Raw genomic sequence first — 20158 nt, 5'->3', positions numbered from 1 at the left:
GCAGCTGTCGTATTGGTTAAAGTTTGACTTATGCTCGTTTGCGGATTAGTCTCATCCGATGCTCCTGTGATTCCTACCGGTGAGGAAACCGTCCAAGTGTAAGTGGTGCCCGTGGGGATAACATTAGAACCTGAACTATCTGGAGTTATCGTAAAAGTTTCTTCAGAACAAATTGTTGCAACAACATCGGATATTTGAGGTAATGGATTAACCGTTAAAGTAAACGAATCCGTTCCATAATTTCCAGGAAATGCAATTTCTGCAACCCGAACATAAATCGTTTCATTCGTTCCATTATAAGTATTGGCGGAGGAAATTGGAAAATCTCCTGTATTTGCATCTGGCTGGGTATTATGATAAGTAACTTCATATAACGTTGGATCTAATCCATTCAAAGCCTCATCATTATTCTGTGTCAAGTCGAAAATCTCAAAATCATCCCCAACAGTCACTTCATCACATAACACTAGGTCTAATGACTGCGGATCAAGCGTACAAGGAACTTCAATTAATTCGAACGATTGAATACTTATACATTCGCTCCCGCTAAAGATATCAACCACACTCACATAAATAGTTTGACCCGGCCCTGTACTAACGTAAGCGGAAGGGTTGGGGATAAAATTTAAAAAATCTATATCTTCTGCAGTTAATGCATAATTAAGTTCAAACTGAAAAGAATCTAAACCATTTAAAACGATAGGTGTGTTTAGCGTTAAATCATATACATTATTGGCCACACAATTCTCTAAATCGATTGGTTCTGCAACCGGAATTGCTGGATAAAATTCAATAGTAATTGTATCAGAAACGGGACAAGCCAGTCCAAAAGGATAGGCAATAACCGTGTAATCACCCGGTTCAGTAACGGTATAAATAGGTCCTGTTTCACCAACAATTAAATCGGGTCCAAGGTACCATTCATGAGGAATCGCAGCATCAAGTCCTGTATTGAGTTCTCCCTCATCACCTACACAAAGTGCTGTACCTCCTGACTCAACATAATCAGCACCTAAATCAAATGGGTCTGAATCAAAACTTTCAGCTTCTAGAAAAACAGCTGAATCAAATAAATTATCTCCAACATTTGCAATGGCTAGTTTGATATGATAGGTTTCTCCACATTCAACATCTGAAACTGCGGTTATGAGTGTAGTAAAACCATCATATTGAATTGTAGAGGTTGCAATTTGTGGGTTATTTATGAAAAAAGCTGAATTTACCAGTCCGCTACCATTTCCACAATTCACGATGTCACCAAAAGCACCGACCATTCCGTTATTGACAGTATTGATGGAAATTGGCACATTAGTTCCTGATACTAATGCTATGTTTTTTGAATTATTGGAAAAGGGGCCAGTAATCCCGGGTCCTCTTAAGAAAAATCCAAAGGAATCATTGACATCAGCACACACATACTCGTTATATTCCTCCGATGCAAATACAAAATTAAATCTAATTTCAGGTCCAGAGGATACAAAATCAAATTCAAGAATACATACATTTCTAATAGTATTACCGGCTAAAATAAATAAATCAGGATCACCCTGAACTGGAAAATTATCAGTAGTTGTAGCTTGTGTAAAACCGCCATTATTATTGGGGCCTAGTGCTGCTTGAGCATTTCCAGTTGACAGAATTAAACCTGAATTTAATCCTAAATTAGTTGGTTGTGCATCGGTGGTAAAAAACCCAACTTGATCTCTCACCATATTAGCATTGGCCGCAGTACCATTAAATGTAACATTTGTAATTGTGACGCCACCACCCGATAGAACATTTTGAACTAACTGAGCTGGAGTAAGCGTTGTATTATCTACAAATAACTGAGCATTTACAAAAAATGGAAGAAAAAATAGAATGAATAAAAGTAGTTGTTTTTTCATAGTTATTAAAAAAATGTTCCGACAATCTCGATTGCCAAAACACTTGATAAAGTTGTGTTAATAAAAATTTAAAGTTCAAATATAGCTAAATACCAAAAATAACTTTGTTAAATTTGCAGAAAAAAGCTAAGATGTATAAATTATCTATAAAAGAAACACAAAATCCTGCTATCATAAAATTTGAATTAACAGATTTTGTCACTAAAAACAAAGGCTATGAATTCAAAAATATAGATGAAGCCGGTGATAGTCCACTTGCACAACAATTATTTTATCTGCCTTTTGTTAAAACGGTTTTTATCTCAGGTAATTTTATTGCAATCGAACGATTTAACATTGTGCAATGGGATGATGTAAAAGATGCTGTTGCGGAGCAAATTGAAGAATTTATTGAAAAAAGCGGAATCATTATCAAAGAATCAATAGTTGAAAATAAGAAACTTCCGGTTACAATTTATGCCGAATCCACACCAAATCCCGCGGTTTTAAAATTTGTTGCCAATAAATTACTGACTTCAAAAACGGCTGAATTTAAAAATATTGATGAAGCTTTTCCTTCCGCTTTAGCGAAAGAATTATTCAAATTTTCGTTTGTGAAGGAAATTTTTATGGATGAAAATTATATTTCTATTACAAAATACAACAGTGCTGATTGGCAGGAAATTTCGAATGAAATCAGAACATTTATCAAAGAATATATTGAAAACGGAAATGAAATCATCAACGAAAGTTTATTGGTCGCCGTTCCAAAAAGTGAAAAACAAGCACTCACCAATTTTGATTCGCTTGATACAACTTCACAACAAATCATCAATATTTTAGAAGAATATGTAAAACCAGCCGTTCAAGCCGATGGTGGAAATATTCTTTTTGATTCGTATGACGAAAGTGACAAACGCGTAAAAGTTATTTTACAAGGAGCTTGTAGTGGTTGTCCTTCTTCCACCTTTACATTAAAAAACGGTATTGAAAATATGTTGAAAGATATGTTGAATGACGAAGCTATTAAGGTAGAAGCCATTAACGCATAAAACAAAACAATTTTTAAACAAAAAATCCTTGAAGTGTTTGAATTTCAAGGATTTTTTTTGTGCTTATTTTTTATTCTTCACATGAACATTGAACTCTTGGAAAAGATCAAGTAAATTCATAGTTGCTTTAATCAAATCGTTTGTTTCTAAAAGTAAAGCAAAATAAAGCTTACTGTTTTTTGGACTAGTTTCCACGGTTCGAATCCGTGTAATTTGCTTTTGAATTAACTCTGAAACATTATTTAAAATGGTTGCTTTTTCTCGCAAGACAACGTCTAATTCATCAAAGTTTTTGTTTTCAAAAATAGTCTCTATGGTATCAAACAATTTTTGTACATCGGTATCAATACTTTTTAAATCACGAATTTGATTGAATTTTAATTGCTTGTGATTATTATTAATATGCGAATAACTATTTTGAGTAATAAATGCCAACGACTGAATCATATCTTGCAGATATCCCAAAATCATGATGTAGAACTTACTGGCTTCTACCGAAGTTTCATCCAGATTTTTGATAAAATAGTAAACGTTACTTTTTAGTTCATCAACTTCTTTTTCAAGTTTTTTGAGTGCTTTTTTATTCTCTTTTAACTTGTTTAAGTCTTGCAATCCTAAATTATCTATTACATCACTATACACTTTGTTGGTGGCACCAATTACTCGTGAAATTTGCATTGAACTTTCGCTTATGATTTCGTTAATGGTAACAATATCTTCCCTCTTCAGTTTGACTAATTCTTCTTCTTCTTTTTGTTTTTTGCTATGTCTTCTTGCACTTCGATAAAGAATAATTGCTAATAAAACCAATAAACCTATAAAAGCATAGACTTCTCCGGTTTTTAAAATAAAAGCCATCACAAAAGCTCCTAAAAAAGCCACCATTGCTGTTACAAACCAGCCGCCAATTACATTGAAAACACCTGCTACTCTGTAAACGGCACTTTCTCTGTCCCAAGCTCTGTCTGCAAACGATGTTCCCATGGCAACCATAAAAGTTACGTAGGTGGTTGACAGCGGGAGTTTTAATGAAGTTCCTATTGAAATTAAAATACTGGCAATCATTAAATTAACTGAGGCTCTAACCATATCAAAAGCCGGTTCGTCTTTTCTTTTCTTGCCTTTAACTTCTGGCTTTTCAAATTGTTTATCAATTTTTAGCTGAACCGATTGTGGTAGAAAATAATTAATTCCCATTCCCAAATAAACTCCGCTTCTAACAATAAATCGAGATAACATGTTAGGTGAAAATTTTTCAACACCATCGCCTTGACGGGATAAATTTACACCTGTTTCAATTACGCTTCTGGCTTTCTTAGAAGTCCAAAGCGTAGTAACCATAATTAATCCTGCAAAAGCAAGAAAATAAAATGGTGCTACAATAGTTTCGTCTGCCAAAGCACCCATCATTAATTTATCGCCTGAAAGCCCTGAAGCAGTAAAAATTTCATAGGAATTATAAGCTGCAATAGGCACACCTATAAAATTAACCAAATCGTTTCCTGCAAAAGCTAATGCTAGAGCAAAAGTTCCTATGACAATAATTATTCTAAGAATATTAACTTTGAAAACACTGATGAGCAACTGCGATAGAAGAGTAAAAAACACAAAGTTAATTCCGATAATCATCAATTGATTGTCTTCAATCCAACCATAAGTTTCTTTATTAATAAAAGAAACTCCTTTTAATCCTTTAATTAAGATGAAAAAAGTAATCGCTGTAATCGCCAATCCACCAAACAAAGAACCAATGTATTTTAATCGTTTTTCATATTGAAAAGTAAAAATTAGACGCGATAAATATTGAACTAAACTACCCAATCCAAAAGAAAGTGCAACAGACAGCAAAATACTTGTTACAATTTCTGTTGCTTTTTTGGTGTTGATATAATTACCCAAACTTTGCGTACTATCCTCTGAAATATAAATATGATAAAGTGCCAAACAAACCGCAGCTCCTAATAATTCGAAAATAATGGAAACTGTTGTAGAGGTAGGCAACCCCATTGAATTAAAAACATCCAGAAGAAGAATGTCTGTAATCATTACTGCCAGAAAAATGATCATAACATCATTAAAACTAAACATCGACGGAATAAAAATTCCGCTACGGGCAATCTCCATCATTCCGCTTGAAAAAAGAGCTCCTACAGCAACACCGATACTGGCAACAATCATGATTGTTTTAAAGGAAACTGCTTTTGAACCAATGGCTGAGTTTAGAAAGTTTACAGCGTCATTACTTACACCAACTACTAAATCCAACACAGCCAAAATGCCCAAAACCACGAGCATCACTACATAAATTTGTTCCATTACAAATGGTTAATAATTTAGTGCAAAATTCCGTTAACTATTCGAATCTAATGTTAAGCGAATGTTATCAATTTAAGATGCTTTTTTTGAGGTTTTGTCAAAAAACACTATCTTTCTTTCTTAAATTTTATCACAATGGCAATACTAAAAGTTATCGAAGTCCTTTCCAGCTCAGAAGTAAGTTGGGAGGCGGCTACTCGCGAAGCAGTTGCACAAGCTGCGAAATCATTAAAAAACATTCGTTCTGTTTATGTTCAAGATCAAAGTGCAGTTGTAAAAGATGGTCAGGTTTCCGAGTTTCGAGTGAATTTAAAAATCACTTTTGAGTTAGAATAATCAATTAAAATCGTAATTTTAAGCGTTCTCAACAGGAACGCTTTTTTATATGAATGAACTAAAATTAGAAACCAGTCCGTACTTACTTCAGCATGCCAACAATCCGGTGCATTGGAAAGCTTGGAATTCAAAAACATTAGCGAATGCAAAAGAAAAACAGCGACTCATTTTAATCAGCATTGGTTATTCTGCTTGCCATTGGTGTCATGTAATGGAGCACGAAAGTTTTGAAAATGACGAAGTAGCAAACACTATGAACCAACATTTTATCAACATTAAAGTCGATCGCGAAGAACGGCCGGATGTGGATGCTATTTATATGAAAGCAGTTCAATTAATGACCGGTCGAGGTGGTTGGCCACTTAATGTAGTTTGCCTTCCGAATGGAAAACCGGTTTGGGGCGGCACCTATTTCAGAAAAAACGATTGGATTAACACCCTAGAACAGTTGCAGGAACTGTATCAATCGCAACCAGAAAAACTGAATGAATATGCCGAAAAATTGCATGAAGGAATTGAAACATTAGGTATTACCGGAGAAAAATCGGCTGAATTTGATAGTACTGTTTTGGATACTTTCTTAGCCAAATGGCAAAAAAGTTTTGATTGGGAATTTGGTGGCTATTCCCGTGCTCCAAAATTTATGATGCCAACCAATTATCAGTTTTTATTACAATTTGGTTATTTGACTAAGAACGAAAAGCTGTTAGACTACGTTGATTTAACCTTGACAAAAATGGCTTATGGCGGAATTTTCGATACGGTTGATGGCGGATTTTCTCGTTATTCGGTCGATGTGAAATGGCACGTTCCTCATTTTGAAAAAATGGCGTATGACAATGGCCAACTTTTGTCGCTTTATGCGAATGCTTATAAATTGACAAAAAATGAACTTTACAAAGAAATCATCGAAAAAACCACCACTTTCATAGAAAAAGAATGGTCAACCGATGAAGGAGCATTTTTTTCCGCTTTGGATGCCGATAGTTTAACTTCTGAAAATCATTTGGAAGAAGGTGCTTTTTATGTTTGGACGATTGACGAATTAAAAAATTTAATGCAAGACGATTTCGAATTGTTTTCAAATGTTTTTAACGTCAATGAATTTGGACATTGGGAACATGGAAATTATGTTCTAATTCAGAAAGAAAGTTTGGATGAAATTTTAGAAAAAAATCATATTTCAATTGATGAACTTCGACTGAAAAAGGAAAAATGGGAACAAATTTTATACAAAACTAGAGAAAAAAGACCAAAACCACGATTGGATGACAAATGCATCACGTCTTGGAATGCTATTTTGCTCAAAGGTTTTGTAGATAGTTATAAAGCGTTGAGGAATGAAAATTATCTGAAAACAGCAATAAGAAATGCTCATTTTATAGTTACTAAAATTTGGTCAGCCGATGGAAATTTGAGGCATACTTACAAAAATGAAAAACCATCCATCAATGGATTTATGGAAGATTATGCGTTTGTGATTGATAGTTTTATTGCTCTTTATGAAGCTACTTTTGATGAAAAATGGCTTTTGCATTGTAAAAATTTAACCAATTATTGTTTGGATCATTTTTATGATGAAAAGAAACAATTGTTCCGTTTTACTTCTGACTTAGATGAAGCGTTGATTTCGGATCATTATGAAATAGAAGACAATGTGATTCCGGCTTCCAATTCGGTTATGGCAAGCAATTTATTCAAACTGAGTGTTTATTTTGAAAATTCGCACTATGAAGAAATTGCAAGGCAAATGATTGCACAAGTCATTCCGTCTGTCGATTATCCTTCTGCGTTCTCACATTGGTTAATCGCAGCGTTGCATTTTTCGGATTATCAAAAGGAATTAGCAATTTGTGGAGAAATGAGTTTAGTTCATTTGAAAGAAATCAATCAAAATTATTTTCCGTCGGTCGTTCTGTCCGGAAGCGAAAAAAAATCAGATTTACCTTTTTTACAAAATCGATTTGTAGAAAATGAAACGCTCTTTTATCTCTGTCAAAATAAAATGTGTTTAGCTCCAAAAAATACTATTTCTGGTGTTTACAAAGATTTAAAATACTAATTATAAAAAAGTTAGCAAAATTTACTAGATTTGACACTCAATTTTAACACTAACCACAATGGGACTAGGAAGTTTTTTTAAAAATTTGTTTGGCTCGGCCAAAGAAACCGCATCAGAAGTTGCTGATAAAGCAGAAATTGTTTTAGATCAGGCAAAAGAAAAAGCTACAGAATATGCTGCTAAAGCAGAAGATTATGTTGAAAAAGCAGTTGAAAACGTAAAGGAAAGCTATCCTGAGGTAAAAGAAAGAGTAGAAGATTTTGCAGAAAAAGCAAAAGAAACAGTTTCAGAATATGCTGAAAAAGCCGGCGATGCAATTGAAAATGTCGTGGATGATGTAAAAGAAAAAGTTAATTCTTTCACTTCATCAACCAAAGAAGAAAAACAAGAAGCCGCTTCCAACTTTTCTGAAAAGGCAGAGGAAACTGAAGAAGAAGCAAAAGAAAAAGTAGTTAAATTAGAGGCAGTTGCGGAAGAAAAAGTAGAAGAAGTTGTGGAAGCTGTGGAAGAAAAAGAAGAAGAAGCTTCAGAAGATTTAGAAGAAAAAGTAGAAGAAATAAAAAAAGCTGCTGACGAAAACGCAGATTAACGAAATTTTATCATTTTTTAATTTTGTAAAAAATTAATTAAAACTAACTTGCGTCTCTTAAATTACAAAATAATTTGAGCGTTTTTTTATGGATTTGATTGTAGTGAATACGGATTATGTTACTAAATACTGGGATTACTTCACCGAAGTGTTGATGGAATATTCACCGAGATTAATTTCTGCCACTATAATTTTAGTCATTGGTTGGACTGCTATTCGATTAATTAAAAAATTAATCATGAGCATAATGACCAAAAGAGAAATGGAGCCTACTTTATCAAAATTTTTGGCAGACATTTTAATTTGGACTTTAAAAATTTTACTTTTTGTAACTGTAATTTCAAGACTTGGCGTTGAAAACTCCTCATTTGTTGCTATTATTGGTGCGGCCGGTCTTGCGATTGGTCTATCATTACAAGGTTCATTGTCTAACTTTGCAGGTGGTGTTTTAATAATTATGTTTAAACCCTTTAAAGTAGGTGATTTTATAGAAGCACAAAGTGTTTCTGGAACGGTTAAGCAAATTCAAATTTTTGTTACTCAACTAGCTACGGTAGACAATCAAATTATTTTTGTGCCAAATGGAGCTTTGTCTAATGGCACAATCATCAATTACAGTTATGCCACTACACGAAGAGCCAACCTAACTATAGGTATTAGCTATGGTTCAAACATTAAAAAAGCAAAAGAAATAGCCATGGAGGTAATGGAAAATCATACTGCTGTCTTAAAAGACCCTGCTCCAATGGTTTTGGTCAGTGATTTAGCCGATAGTTCAATTAATTTAGCCGTAAGACCATGGGCGAATTTGGAAGATTTCTTTACGATGCGTTCTGATATTTTAGAACAAATCAAACTTAAATTTGACGAAAATGGGATAGAAATTCCGTTTCCGCAAAGAGATGTGCACATTAAACAATAAATATAAAAAAATGAAATCAAATTCAATGTTATTTTCCGGAATTACACTTTTGTTATTTAACTACTCCTTTTATGCCCAACAAGTTGGGATTAGAGAATTAAATAGGGTAACAGACCTAATTTCAAGAGATAAAATTAGTACAATAAAAAATGCAGAAGGGTCACAATTCTATAATGAGAACTACTTTTTAGTAAATTCCGCAAATTTTGACAATCCTTTCTTAGCACGATATAATGCTTATCTTGATAAAATCGAAATTAAAGATCAAGGATATATTAAACCATCCAAAGATATTATCATAGCATCTAGTGATGGTAAAGAAAATTATGTTTACGTAGACTACTTAGCTGAAGATAGCGAACAACTAACAGGCTATCTTAATACGCTGGTAGACAAATCTAAATTTAATATTTACAAAAGAGAAAAGATAATTTTAGAACCCGAAGTTAAACCCGTAAACAGTTATGACCAATATAGGGCTCCAAGATTTAAAAAAATGGATTTAGAATTTTACTATCAAATTAACAACGAGTTGATAGTCCTTTTTCCCAAGAAAAAGAAAGATTTTGAAAAGATATTTATTGGTAAGGAAGAAAAAATAAAAATTTACCTCAAAGAAAATAAGACTTCATTTTCAGATGAAGATGACTTAATTAGATTGAGTACCTTTTTAAACACCTTGCTTTAATCAATCATTCTTACTAAAAAAATCTTTTAAATAAAAAGGTTCAAAATAAGCTACATCTTCAAAGCGATTATTCGTGAATAAGGTGTAGCTTTTTTTAGTCATTTGTTTTGCAGATGGATAAATAAAATCATCTGAAAAAATAAAATTATCTTTTTGAAGAAGTGTTTTCGCTTTTGTAGAACTATCACCAACAAAATAAACGGTTTGATTTAAATCTGAAAATGATTCTTCGGTTAGAATTTCAGCTTTTGTATCTCTAATCTTTTGATGATTTTTATCAAAAATTGCCGAATAAACCTCCATTCTTCTCGCATCAATCATAGGAACAATCACGCCTTCTTGAATTGAAATTTGAGACGCTAAAATTTCTAATGTATCAACTGCAATCAAAGGAATATCTAATGCATAACACAATCCTTTTGCCGCAGAAACTCCAATCCGTAACCCCGTATAGGAACCCGGTCCTTGACTTACAGCAATGGCTTTTAAATCTGAAAATTTCAGATTGACTTCGGTTAAAGTTTCTTCAATAAAAACATGCAACTTTTCTGCATGCGAATAGCCAATTTCTGCAATTTCTTTGCAAACAATCATTTCACCCTCTTTTGCTATAGCTACTGAACAATTTTTAGTTGATGTTTCTATGTTAAGTATATAATTCATAATTGAAATTGAATGTGCAAAAATAAGACATAAAAAAAGGAAACTAAATTTTTAATCTAATTTCCTTTTTATTTTTTATGAGTAAGTTATTTTTTCTTTTCCTTGTTTTTTTCTTCTTCCGATTTAATAAAAACCAAATCACCTGAGTTAAGATCTTTGGTAACTGTTGTATAAGGTCCAACTATCACCACATCGCCTTTTTTCAAACCTTGAAGAACTTCAATATTTGAATCGTCTTGAATTCCGGTTTTAATGATTCTAATTTTTGCTTTATCGCCTACTTTTATGAAAACACATTCTAATTTTTTGTCTGTTTTTTGAACTATCGCTTCTGTATTATCATTGCCTTCTTCTGGTTTAACTTCCACTTTGTTTGAACCTAATGTATCCGATTTCATTACCACTGCACTAATTGGAATAGCCACTACTTTTTCTTTTCTTTTGGTGATAATATCAACCGTTGCAGTCATCCCTGGTCTAAACGGCGAGTAACTTTCCGGCTTTCCCTCCAACAAATCCATGTAGGATTCTTTTAGAATTCTAACTTTAACTTTGAAATTTGTCACCTGATCGGCCGTAACGGCATTGCTGGCAGAGTTTGAAATACTCGTAACAATTCCTTTGAATTCCTTTTTCAAATAGGCGTCTACTTCAATGTTGGTAGAATCGCCCACACTTACTTTTACAATATCATTTTCATTCACATCAACTTCTACTTCCATATTGTTCAAGTTGGCAACACGCAAAATCTCGGTTCCGGTCATTTGTTGTGTCCCTAAAACGCGTTCGCCTAATTCTACTGAAAGTAATGATACGGTTCCATCTGCCGGAGCATAAATAGTTGTTCTTCCTAAGTTGTCTCTCGCTTCGGTTACAGTAGCAGCTGCACTTTGAACTCCGTAATAGGCAGCTTGCTTTGCAGCTTGTGCTCCTTCAAAAGTGGCCACTACTCTATCCCATTCTGATTTTGAAATAATTCCTTTATCAAATAGTGTTTTATTTCGGTTGTAATTGGCTTGTGCTTCTTTAAAAGTGGCATCAGCCTGACTCAAACCTGCTTTTGTATTGGATAATCCAGCCACCGAACGGTTTAAACTTGACGTATATAAATCGGGATTTATTCTAACCAACAAATCACCTTTTTTAACTAACTGGCCTTCCTTGATTGGTAATTCGATGATTTCTCCCGAAACTTCAGAAGATATCTTAATTTCTGTTTCCGGTTGAATTTTCCCAGTTGCCGAAACGGTTTCTATAATTGTAATTTCGTTAACGGCAGCAGTTTCAACTTCTTTACCTTTGTTTTTATTGCCGATGACTCCGGTTTTTGAAAGTGCAATTAATAAAACTATCAACACTACTGCAATTCCTAAAAAGGTATAGATTACTTTTTTTGACATAATTATGGTTTTTGAATAATTGGTATTCCGAAATAAAATTCTAAAATTTTGGTTCTAAAGATATAATCGTATTTGGTTCTTAAAACTTCTGATTGTGCGTTTACTAGTAACGTTTGCGACTGATTAAAGTCGAAGGAATTCATTAAACCCACTTCAAAACGTTCTTTGGCATAATTATAAGCTTCTTGTCTGGCTTCAAGCGTTGTAACAGCCGCTTCGTACGATTTCAACGCTCCTTTTACATCCGTAAAAGCTTGAAAAACATTTCTTTCTAAGGTTAATTCTTCTTGTTCATACGCAATTTTAGTTCTTTCTAAAGCCACTTTTGATCGTTGCACATTGTTTCGTGTGGCAAATCCATTGAAAATCGGTACTGTTAATTGCACCCCAAAATTTTGCCCTTTGTTGTTGTCAAATTGCTCAAAAATAGGTGAAGGTCTTCCTAAAATTGCATTAAAATTGGGTTGTAAAACGTTTTGATTAGTTCCCTCTACCACACCAATTACCGATGTTGGATTGGATGGATTCAATTCAATTCCGGTTACGCGATCTAAGTTTGAAGCTCTTGTACTAAAACTATAAAAACCTTGCAATCTCGGTTGATAAGCTCCTCTAGAAATAGAAACATCTTTTTCTGCAATTTCCAAATTGGTTTGAGCAATTTTTAGTTCTGTTCTTGTTTCTTTTGCTTGTTGATATATTGATTCCGGCGTTTGAAGTAATAAGGGACTTTGAACTGCTTCATATTCTCTGTCGATAATATCAAAATCTTTAAAATCTTCCAATTGCAAAAGCTGAGCAAGACTTAATTTTGAAATCAACAAGAGATTTTCTGCATTTATCGCCAATTGTTCACTCGATGCCACTGTAGCCTTACTATCTAACAAATCACCTCTTGGAATTACTCCGGCTTCTAACAGCTCCTCAGAACGTTTCATTTGACCCTGATTATTGAGCAATTGTTCTTTTTGAACTTTTAAATTTTCTTTGTTAAACAAAATCTGCAAAAAAGCATTCGCTACATTCAAAGCAATATCTTCCTGCATTTTAGTTAATTGATATTGCGTGGCAATTTGCGATAAACTTGCTCTACGGAGTCGGTATTGATTTTGCAGTCCATTATAAATATCAACGCCAACATTAACCCCGGCAGATGTAAACTGCGTCGTTTGGTTTTCTAAAAGACCGGTTGTAATATTCTGGTTTAAACCAATATTCCAAGAATGAGAAGTTGTAGCATTTGCAGACGGAAGAAAACTGCCGATAGCTGCACTTCGTTCAATATCTGCTAACTCTTTATCGAGTGCTGTGTTTTTGATGGAAATATTATTTTCAAGTGCATAGTTTACGCACTCTTCCAATGTCCATTTTTTTGATTGAGAATGGGATGTAATTCCGAATAAAATCATCCAAAACCAAATCATTTTTTTTATTGTTGAACTTTTCATTAGAAATTTTTGAAACAGTTGCTGCATTAGAATACAAATTTAATTCATTAGAATTTTATACCCATAGGACGCTTAAATTATTTTTGTGTTACAACAAAATGAAAAAATCTGAAAATAAATTACATTTACACTCTCAAATGAAATTTGAAAAAATGAAATATCTTTTAATTCCCGTTGTGCTTTTTGTTATACTGGTTATTTTATCGTCTTGTTCTGCTGCAAAAAAGTTAGACCTTATTAAACCAGAACCTGATAATGCAGATCCGGTTGAATATGAAACAACAACTTCGTTCATTAATCTTCCGGTTACTATTCAACTTAAGGATATTGAAAATCAAACTAACAAATTATTGAATGGGTTGATTTACAACGATACTATTTTAAAAGACGATGACTTAGAATTAAAAATCTGGAAACAAGCTCCGATTAAAATTGAAACTCAAAAAGAAGGAAATGTGACCAAAATAGCAACCACTTTGCCCTTAAAAGTAAATGGAAAATACCGTTATGGCTTTGAAAAAATGGGCATTAGTCTTTATGACACCAAAGAATTCAATCTTAATGGCGTTGTAACATTAATTAGCGATGTTGGTTTAACGAATTGGCAACTAAAAACAAACACAAAGATAAAATCATTGGATTGGACAGAAAGTCCTTCTGTGGTGATTACCGGGAAAAATATCCCGATTACTTATCTCATCAATCCGGCCGTGCGGCTTTTTAAATCGAAAATTGAAAAAAGCATTGACGATTCGATTAAAGAATCGTTGAATTTTAAACCACAAGTTTTAGATGCTTTGGACCAAATTGCCACTCCGTTTGAAATGAGTGAACAGTATGCAAGTTGGCTCAGAATTGTTCCGATAGAACTTTATGTCACCGATGCCATTTTACAAAAAAAGGAAATCAAATTAGAAATGGGTTTAAAATGCTCAATGGAAACAATTGTTGGAAAAACTCCTGAAAAAAAATTCGATAAAAATAAAATTATACTAAAACCGGTTGCCAAAATGCCGGATCATATTTCTGCTAATATTATTGCCGTTTCTACCTATGCAGACGCTTCCAGAATAATGACTCAGAATTTTCAAGGGCAAGAATTTGGTGATGGAAAGCAAAAAGTAAAAGTTACAAAAGTTGATCTTTGGCATAAAAACGGTAAAATGATTATTGCTTTGGATATGCTTGGAAGCATTAACGGGACAGTATACCTTGCCGGTTTCCCTCAATATAATCAAGAAACGAGAGAAATTTATTTTGACCAATTGGATTATGTGTTAAACACCAAAAGTTTTTTAATTCGTTCAGCCAATTGGTTAGCACAAGGGTATGTTTTACGAAAAATCCAAGAAAATTGTCGGTATTCTATTAAACCTAATTTGGAAGAAGGCAAAACTAATGTAATGCAATATCTTCAAAACTATTCTCCCATGAAAGGTGTTTTTGTGAATGGAACGTTGAATGACTTTGAGTTTCAGAAAATTCAATTAACCAACAAAGCCATCTTAGCTTTTATAAAAGGAAGCGGTCAAGTGGATGTAAAAATTGATGGAATTGAATAATCAAGAAGTTATTTCTGACACCGGTTTCTTTTTAAATTTCATTCGATACACTACATAAAAAACAATGGCAACCATAATGTACGGAAAAGCCATTAGATAGACGATTCCGTCATTAATGGCTTCGGCTTTAGAACTATCTCCCTCACTTTCCAGAGCTGCACGGCACATGGCACATTGAGCAGTAGAGGAAAATCCAATTAGGAAAATAGCCGCAATTATCGAATATTTAAAAAATTTAGTGAACATAATACGGTGCAATCATTAAATAGACAATTACGCCTGTTACTGCGACATATAGCCAAATAGGGAAAGTAATTTTGGCAATTTTTTTGTGTTTATCAAATCGTTCTGCTAAGGCTTTTACGTAGGTTATCAAAACTAACGGAATTACAGTAATTGATAAAAGGATATGTGAAATAAGAATAAAGAAATAAACATATCGAATAATCCCAACTCCGCCAAATGGTGTACTATCAGTAGTCATGTGATAAGCCACATACATCACTAAAAATAAAATAGAGCAAGCGATTGCACCTTGCATCATGTTTTGATGCATTTTTTTGTCGCCATTCTTAATTGCATAAACACCTAGAAGCAACAACATTGCGGTTATTCCATTAATAACGGCATAAATTGGTGGTAAGAAGGTTAATGGCTCCACATTAATACCGTAATCCTTTAATTTTACTTTGAATAAAATAGCCACTACTACAGGGATAGCGATGGAAAGGATAATAATTAATGTATTGAATTTGTTTTCAATCGAATACTTTTCGTCTCTGTTATGCTGTTTCATCTTATTTTTCTTCTAAAAGCACTTTAATATCTTGTTTTAGCGCTTGTATTCCGGCTGCTTCAATTCCATCGTAATACACAATTGGGTTTCCAAAATCGTCTTTGCGACTTCTAATGTTGCCGTTTTTATCAACTAAGGCGAATAATCCAGAATGTTCAAAACCACCGTCACTTTCTTTGTTTTCTCCCGCAAAAATACTAAAACCTTTATTAGCCAGGTCATAAATATATTGTTTATCTCCGGTTAAGAAGTTCCAATTTGGATTTGTCACGCCTAAATGTTCGGCATGCTTTTTCAAAACTTCGGAAGTATCATGAGCAGGATTAATGGTGATGGAAACAATTCCGAAATCGTTTTGATTTTTTTCAAAATGATTTTGTAACTCCACCATATTTTTATTCATAATCGGGCAAATAGTTGGACAGGTTGAGAAAAAGAATTCTACCAGAAAAACTTTGCCTTCGTAATTTTTATTGGTAATGGTTTCTCCGTTGTGATTTGTTAGGCTAAACGCTGGTGCTTTACCTATCTTCATTAATAAATCTTCGGATGTTTCGGTTTGTCCCGGAGCGTTTAATCGATCAATTTTGGTCACATCATCATTTTTAATTCGATTAATAATTCTAGGTATAAAAATAATTCCGAAAACTAAAATAATGAATGAAATTCCGATGTATGATTTGTTTTTCATGTTGTTATTTTTTTCTGTCAGCACTATTTTTCTTTAATGCCAATCGGTACTCTGCTAAAATAATTTTGATGTCATCGCCCATTTCATTGTGCAAATCTGCGGCCGAAATAGAGTTATAACCTTCTTTATACTCGGGTTCTCCTTTTTTATTTTTCCCTTTTCTTCCTCTTAAATTTCTTTCTTTATCGATGATAAACACATTAGGAGTTCTTAAATTTTCGTCCAATTGACCAATTAAATTTAATTCATTGTAGTAATTCTTAATTTCTTCTGGAGAGGAAAAAACATAATTCCATTTAGACATATCTGAAATTCGGCCTAATTCTTCTTTTAAATCAACCGTTTGTTCTTCCGTTCCGAAAGGAGCTATGCAAATGAGCTGAAAATCTTTGAAACCCATAACTTTTTCATAAATCTTTTGGTTGAGATTGAAAGCATCACCTTTGTTATATAAAATTTGTGTTCCGGGAAAAACTAAAACGGTAATTTTATCTTCTAATGAAAAATATTCTCCCTTCTCATTTTTCCAGTTGTTTACTTCCGGAATAGACTCTGTAACGGTTGGCAAATGAGTGAAATTGTGCACACCGGAAGCAAAGAAAAGATAGGCTACAATGGGAAGTATAAACAAAGAAAACAGAACGATATTCTTTTTCATTTCAATTGCATTTAATTTAGTGCAAAAATAAAAAAAGGTACGCAATACGTACCTTTAAATTTAACTAATATGGTGTTAAAAATTCCATTTAATAAAGGAAGTTTTATAAATTTCATAAATATAATCTCCCTCCAAAAGGAAAATCAAGGCAATGTAAAGGGCAAGGAATACAAATGTCCAAACTACAGATCGTCTCAAACTTGCTTTTTCATCTCTCATGTGCATAAAATCCCATGTGATATAATAGGCTTTAACAATTGTTAAAACTAAAAAAATTAAGTTTAAAGGAATCAAAAAGATGAAGGCACTTAAAAGGATATTCATCAATACTGCTCCCAAACCACCTTCAAAAGGCGTTAGCCATGGTGACATTAAGCCAACTGGTTTATAGATCCCTAAAACTACTTCTATAGCTGTAATGATAGAAAGCAAAATCAGTACACCCCAAATTTTTTGTTCATTCGACTTAAATTTAAGTCTTCCTCTAAAAATTGCTAAGTTATGTTCGTGTGCCATTTTCTTAAATACGTTTTTAAAATTATACTAAGTAGAAGAAAGTAAATACAAATACCCAAACTAAATCTACAAAGTGCCAATATAATCCAACTTTTTCAACCATTTCGTAACTTCTTCGTTTTTCATACGTTCCTAAAATAACGTTTAGGAAAATAATGAAGTTAATAACAACCCCCGAAAAAACGTGGAATCCGTGAAATCCTGTGATAAAGAAAAAGAAATTAGCAAACTGTTTGCTTCCATACTCATTTCTAACCAAGCTAGCTCCTTGCACCACATACACTGCATCGTTTAAACGAGCTAATGATTCTTCTCTGGTCAATATGGTCTTATGTTTTTCTTTGTTTAAAGTTGGATGAACTCCTTTTTTATCATTTTTATCAAAATAAGCCTCTTGTGTTCTAACCAAAACATTTGGATTGGCTTTGAAGCCCTCTATTACTTCTGCAACAGAATAGTCGGGCAAAGAAGCTTCACTAGTAAACCAAATACCATTTTTACTTTCATGTTGCACACGATCTTTGGGCAAAGTGACCGCTAAATCAGACACTTTATATCGCTTTCCTTCTGCATCTACAAATTGTATAATGCTTCCTCCTTTGGTTTCAATTGCACCATACTCACCTTTGATAAAGTTTTTCCATTCCCAAGCTTGAGACCCAACGAAAATCAGACCGCCTATAACGGTTAAAAACATATAAAAAGCTACTTTTGATTTTTTCATGTGATGACCTGCATCTACAGCAAGCACCATCGTTACCGATGAAAAGATCAAAATAAAAGTCATTAACGCCACGTAAAGCATTGGTAAATCACTACCGTGCAAAAAGGGAAAGTGATTAAACACTTCATCTGCAATTGGCCAACTATCGGCAAATTTGTATCTAGAAAAACCATACGCTGCCAAAAAGCCTGTAAAAGTTAAAGCATCTGATAAAATGAAAAACCACATCATCATTTTACCGTAACTCACACCCATTGGCTCGTTTCCGCCGTCCCAGATTTTTTCTTCAGTTGTAGTAACTGTCGCTCCCATATTTAGTTATTAGTTAAAAAGTTCCCAAATTTACATTTTTTTTCTATTAGTAAAAATAGAAAAATAAAAACAACAAAATCCATAATATATCAAGAAAATGCCAAAAGATTGCACCTAGCTCAATTCCAAGGGTTTGAGTTGAATTGTATTTTTGTTTAAAATGATTATAAATTATGATTAAAAGTGCCAATAGCCCTCCAAAGAGGTGAGCCATGTGCAAAATTGCAATAATATAAAGAAATGAAGTATTTACTGTACTTTCACTTCCTGTGAAAAAATAGCCCATTTCAATAACTTGACCAAAACCTAAAAATTGGAAAACTACAAATAAAATTCCCAACACCAAAGTGACCAAAAGCCATAATGTTGTTTTGTTTCGGTCATTTTTTCTAATTGTAGTTAACGCCAAATGAAATGTTAAACTACTAATTATAATTATAATTGTACTGATAATAAATGCTTGAGGTAACACAAAATCCGCCAGCCAGTCTTTTCTCGACGTGCTAACGATGTAAGCACTCGTTAATCCGGCAAACATCATCACCATACTAATCATAGCAAACCAAAGCAACAATTTATACGATTGTCCTTTTCTATTTTCGTGTTCCTGAGCGGTCATTTCCATAATTATCGTAAAAATTTATCTGCAACATAAACCAATTGCAAAAGGGTTATATAGCTCACACTAATCAACATTAATTTCCGAGCAGCTTTGCTGTCGCGTTTCTTATATAATTCGAATGCGGAGTACAACATCCAAACTCCGAGCAAAAATACAACAATTGCCGAAACCGGCGTTAAATATAATCGACTTCCTACTATTCCGATATGAGGAAAAATTGCCGGTAACAACGAAGCAATAATCAGCCAAATGGTGTACAAAATAATTTGCAACGCAGTTCCTTTGTCTCTTTCACCGGTTGGCAGCATAAAAAATCCTGCTTTTTTGTAATCGTCATACAAAAACCAACCAATTGCCCAAAAATGTGGAAATTGCCAGAAGAACTGTATTAAAAATAAGGTTCCTGCTTCTAAACTGAAATCATCGGTTGCGGCCACCCATCCTAACATAAAAGGAATAGCTCCCGGAATGGCTCCCACAAAAACAGAAAGTGGCGTAAGGGTTTTTAATGGCGTATAGACACTAGTATATAAAAATATTGAAATTGCCCCAAACATCGCTGTTTTTGGGTTTATTAAATATAAAATAATTAATCCAATCAGCGTTAGAACCGAAGCCAAAATAAAGGCTGTGTTTACCGACATTCTTCCGGCAGCAATTGGACGGTTTTTGGTACGCTCCATCAAGCTGTCTAAATCTCTTTCGATAATTTGATTAAACGCATTGGAAGCTCCAACCATGCAATATCCACCAATAGAAAGCATCAATAAAGTAGTCCAACTAAAGGTTGAAATATCTAAAATTCCTAAAAAATAACCCGCAATTGATGAGAAAACGACACTAATAGACAACCCGGCTTTAGTGATTTGCTTAAAATCAAAATAAAGAGATTGAATTGTAAACGAATGATGGGTTGCGTTCAAGACTTGTTTCATT

At 33.5% G+C, this 20158-nt stretch carries 20 protein-coding genes; 7 read left to right on the top strand and 13 right to left on the bottom strand.

Features of this window, described 5'->3' with window-relative positions; genetic code table 11:
• Positions 1-1886: choice-of-anchor L domain-containing protein (locus B0I10_RS08140; protein ID WP_181456922.1), on the bottom strand; the 1886-nt coding region annotated here is incomplete at its 3' end.
• 131 nt (positions 1887-2017) lie between these two features.
• Here B0I10_RS08140 and B0I10_RS08135 point away from each other — a divergent pair.
• Entirely contained in the window at positions 2018-2917 is a 900-nt protein-coding gene (locus tag B0I10_RS08135) for a NifU family protein (RefSeq protein WP_112086006.1), read from the top strand.
• Between the two features lie 63 nt (positions 2918-2980).
• On the opposite strand, the gene B0I10_RS08130 is transcribed toward B0I10_RS08135, so the two are convergent.
• A complete protein-coding gene (locus B0I10_RS08130) occupies positions 2981-5233 on the bottom strand; it encodes an inorganic phosphate transporter (RefSeq protein WP_112086005.1) in 2253 nt (750 codons plus the stop codon).
• Positions 5234-5368: 135 nt separating this feature from the next.
• Between B0I10_RS08130 and B0I10_RS08125 the strand changes: the two genes are divergently transcribed.
• The 5 genes from B0I10_RS08125 to B0I10_RS08105 all read left to right on the top strand — a co-directional run bounded on the left by B0I10_RS08125 (position 5369) and on the right by B0I10_RS08105 (position 9830).
• Complete coding sequence (locus B0I10_RS08125) at positions 5369-5569, top strand: dodecin family protein (protein ID WP_112086004.1); 201 nt, start codon at positions 5369-5371, stop codon at positions 5567-5569.
• Positions 5570-5618: 49 nt separating this feature from the next.
• The gene (locus tag B0I10_RS08120; protein ID WP_112086003.1) at positions 5619-7631 is read left to right on the top strand and encodes a thioredoxin domain-containing protein; all 2013 of its coding nucleotides are present in this window, start codon (positions 5619-5621) and stop codon (positions 7629-7631) included.
• A 58-nt stretch (positions 7632-7689) separates the two neighbouring features.
• Positions 7690-8220: a YtxH domain-containing protein gene (locus tag B0I10_RS08115; RefSeq protein WP_181456921.1), complete on the top strand. Its 531-nt coding sequence runs from the start codon at positions 7690-7692 to the stop codon at positions 8218-8220.
• A gap of 88 nt (positions 8221-8308) precedes the next feature.
• Positions 8309-9142, top strand: coding sequence for a mechanosensitive ion channel family protein (locus B0I10_RS08110; RefSeq protein ID WP_112086002.1), 834 nt, complete (start codon positions 8309-8311; stop codon positions 9140-9142).
• A 10-nt stretch (positions 9143-9152) separates the two neighbouring features.
• Positions 9153-9830 (top strand): hypothetical protein, encoded by a 678-nt coding sequence (locus B0I10_RS08105; protein WP_146740326.1) that lies wholly within the window; start codon positions 9153-9155, stop codon positions 9828-9830.
• Here B0I10_RS08105 and tsaB read toward each other — a convergent pair whose 3' ends face one another.
• The 3 genes from tsaB to B0I10_RS08090 all read right to left on the bottom strand — a co-directional run bounded on the left by tsaB (position 9831) and on the right by B0I10_RS08090 (position 13341).
• The gene (gene tsaB / locus B0I10_RS08100) at positions 9831-10493 is read right to left on the bottom strand and encodes a tRNA (adenosine(37)-N6)-threonylcarbamoyltransferase complex dimerization subunit type 1 TsaB (RefSeq protein ID WP_112086000.1); all 663 of its coding nucleotides are present in this window, start codon (positions 10491-10493) and stop codon (positions 9831-9833) included.
• A gap of 86 nt (positions 10494-10579) precedes the next feature.
• The gene (locus tag B0I10_RS08095) at positions 10580-11893 is read right to left on the bottom strand and encodes an efflux RND transporter periplasmic adaptor subunit (protein WP_112085999.1); all 1314 of its coding nucleotides are present in this window, start codon (positions 11891-11893) and stop codon (positions 10580-10582) included.
• A 2-nt stretch (positions 11894-11895) separates the two neighbouring features.
• The gene (locus B0I10_RS08090) at positions 11896-13341 is read right to left on the bottom strand and encodes a TolC family protein (protein ID WP_245942962.1); all 1446 of its coding nucleotides are present in this window, start codon (positions 13339-13341) and stop codon (positions 11896-11898) included.
• A gap of 152 nt (positions 13342-13493) precedes the next feature.
• Between B0I10_RS08090 and B0I10_RS08085 the strand changes: the two genes are divergently transcribed.
• Positions 13494-14903 carry a DUF4403 family protein gene (locus tag B0I10_RS08085; protein ID WP_112086017.1) on the top strand — a complete coding sequence of 470 codons (1410 nt, stop codon included), beginning with the start codon at positions 13494-13496 and terminating at the stop codon, positions 14901-14903.
• On the opposite strand, the gene B0I10_RS08080 is transcribed toward B0I10_RS08085, so the two are convergent.
• The 8 genes from B0I10_RS08080 to cyoE form a co-directional block, all read right to left on the bottom strand.
• Positions 14904-15149 (bottom strand): hypothetical protein, encoded by a 246-nt coding sequence (locus B0I10_RS08080; protein ID WP_112085997.1) that lies wholly within the window; start codon positions 15147-15149, stop codon positions 14904-14906.
• Positions 15139-15699 (bottom strand): DUF420 domain-containing protein, encoded by a 561-nt coding sequence (locus B0I10_RS08075; protein WP_112085996.1) that lies wholly within the window; start codon positions 15697-15699, stop codon positions 15139-15141. Before B0I10_RS08075 ends, B0I10_RS08080 begins: the two co-directional genes overlap by 11 nt.
• 1 nt (position 15700) lies before the next feature.
• Positions 15701-16390, bottom strand: a complete 690-nt coding sequence (locus tag B0I10_RS08070; RefSeq protein WP_112086016.1) for an SCO family protein — start codon at positions 16388-16390, stop codon at positions 15701-15703.
• A gap of 4 nt (positions 16391-16394) precedes the next feature.
• Entirely contained in the window at positions 16395-17048 is a 654-nt protein-coding gene (locus B0I10_RS08065; RefSeq protein WP_112085995.1) for a hypothetical protein, read from the bottom strand.
• Between the two features lie 75 nt (positions 17049-17123).
• Positions 17124-17564 carry a cytochrome C oxidase subunit IV family protein gene (locus tag B0I10_RS08060; RefSeq protein WP_112085994.1) on the bottom strand — a complete coding sequence of 147 codons (441 nt, stop codon included), beginning with the start codon at positions 17562-17564 and terminating at the stop codon, positions 17124-17126.
• Positions 17565-17586: 22 nt separating this feature from the next.
• Positions 17587-18600: a cytochrome c oxidase subunit 3 gene (locus B0I10_RS08055; RefSeq protein ID WP_112085993.1), complete on the bottom strand. Its 1014-nt coding sequence runs from the start codon at positions 18598-18600 to the stop codon at positions 17587-17589.
• Positions 18601-18646: 46 nt separating this feature from the next.
• Positions 18647-19225, bottom strand: a complete 579-nt coding sequence (locus tag B0I10_RS08050; RefSeq protein ID WP_112085992.1) for a cytochrome c oxidase subunit 3 — start codon at positions 19223-19225, stop codon at positions 18647-18649.
• Positions 19226-19227: 2 nt separating this feature from the next.
• Positions 19228-20145, bottom strand: coding sequence for a heme o synthase (gene cyoE, locus B0I10_RS08045; protein ID WP_181456923.1), 918 nt, complete (start codon positions 20143-20145; stop codon positions 19228-19230).
• Positions 20146-20158: the final 13 nt, after the last annotated feature.

Source organism: Flavobacterium lacus, assembly GCF_003268815.1.
In the GTDB taxonomy this organism is placed as follows: Bacteria; Bacteroidota; Bacteroidia; order Flavobacteriales; family Flavobacteriaceae; genus Flavobacterium; species Flavobacterium lacus.
The sequence above is the reverse complement of the archived record's forward strand: the minus strand, read 5'-3'. Positions and strand labels throughout refer to the sequence as shown.

Excerpts from the sequence above, each read along its gene's own strand:
- B0I10_RS08105 (WP_146740326.1), top strand. The coding sequence starts at position 9,153 with ATGAAATCAAATTCAATGTTATTTTCCGGAATTACACTTTTGTTATTT.
- B0I10_RS08115 (WP_181456921.1), top strand. The coding sequence starts at position 7,690 with ATGGGACTAGGAAGTTTTTTTAAAAATTTGTTTGGCTCGGCCAAAGAA.
- B0I10_RS08120 (WP_112086003.1), top strand. The coding sequence starts at position 5,619 with ATGAATGAACTAAAATTAGAAACCAGTCCGTACTTACTTCAGCATGCC.
- B0I10_RS08050 (WP_112085992.1), bottom strand. The coding sequence starts at position 19,225 with ATGGAAATGACCGCTCAGGAACACGAAAATAGAAAAGGACAATCGTAT.
- B0I10_RS08055 (WP_112085993.1), bottom strand. The coding sequence starts at position 18,600 with ATGGGAGCGACAGTTACTACAACTGAAGAAAAAATCTGGGACGGCGGA.
- B0I10_RS08135 (WP_112086006.1), top strand. The coding sequence starts at position 2,018 with ATGTATAAATTATCTATAAAAGAAACACAAAATCCTGCTATCATAAAA.
- B0I10_RS08075 (WP_112085996.1), bottom strand. The coding sequence starts at position 15,699 with ATGAAACAGCATAACAGAGACGAAAAGTATTCGATTGAAAACAAATTC.
- tsaB (WP_112086000.1), bottom strand. The coding sequence starts at position 10,493 with ATGAATTATATACTTAACATAGAAACATCAACTAAAAATTGTTCAGTA.
- B0I10_RS08060 (WP_112085994.1), bottom strand. The coding sequence starts at position 17,564 with ATGGCACACGAACATAACTTAGCAATTTTTAGAGGAAGACTTAAATTT.
- B0I10_RS08080 (WP_112085997.1), bottom strand. The coding sequence starts at position 15,149 with ATGTTCACTAAATTTTTTAAATATTCGATAATTGCGGCTATTTTCCTA.
- B0I10_RS08085 (WP_112086017.1), top strand. The coding sequence starts at position 13,494 with ATGAAATATCTTTTAATTCCCGTTGTGCTTTTTGTTATACTGGTTATT.
- B0I10_RS08090 (WP_245942962.1), bottom strand. The coding sequence starts at position 13,341 with ATGAAAAGTTCAACAATAAAAAAAATGATTTGGTTTTGGATGATTTTA.
- B0I10_RS08130 (WP_112086005.1), bottom strand. The coding sequence starts at position 5,233 with ATGGAACAAATTTATGTAGTGATGCTCGTGGTTTTGGGCATTTTGGCT.
- B0I10_RS08065 (WP_112085995.1), bottom strand. The coding sequence starts at position 17,048 with ATGAAAAAGAATATCGTTCTGTTTTCTTTGTTTATACTTCCCATTGTA.
- B0I10_RS08070 (WP_112086016.1), bottom strand. The coding sequence starts at position 16,390 with ATGAAAAACAAATCATACATCGGAATTTCATTCATTATTTTAGTTTTC.
- B0I10_RS08125 (WP_112086004.1), top strand. The coding sequence starts at position 5,369 with ATGGCAATACTAAAAGTTATCGAAGTCCTTTCCAGCTCAGAAGTAAGT.
- B0I10_RS08095 (WP_112085999.1), bottom strand. The coding sequence starts at position 11,893 with ATGTCAAAAAAAGTAATCTATACCTTTTTAGGAATTGCAGTAGTGTTG.
- B0I10_RS08110 (WP_112086002.1), top strand. The coding sequence starts at position 8,309 with ATGGATTTGATTGTAGTGAATACGGATTATGTTACTAAATACTGGGAT.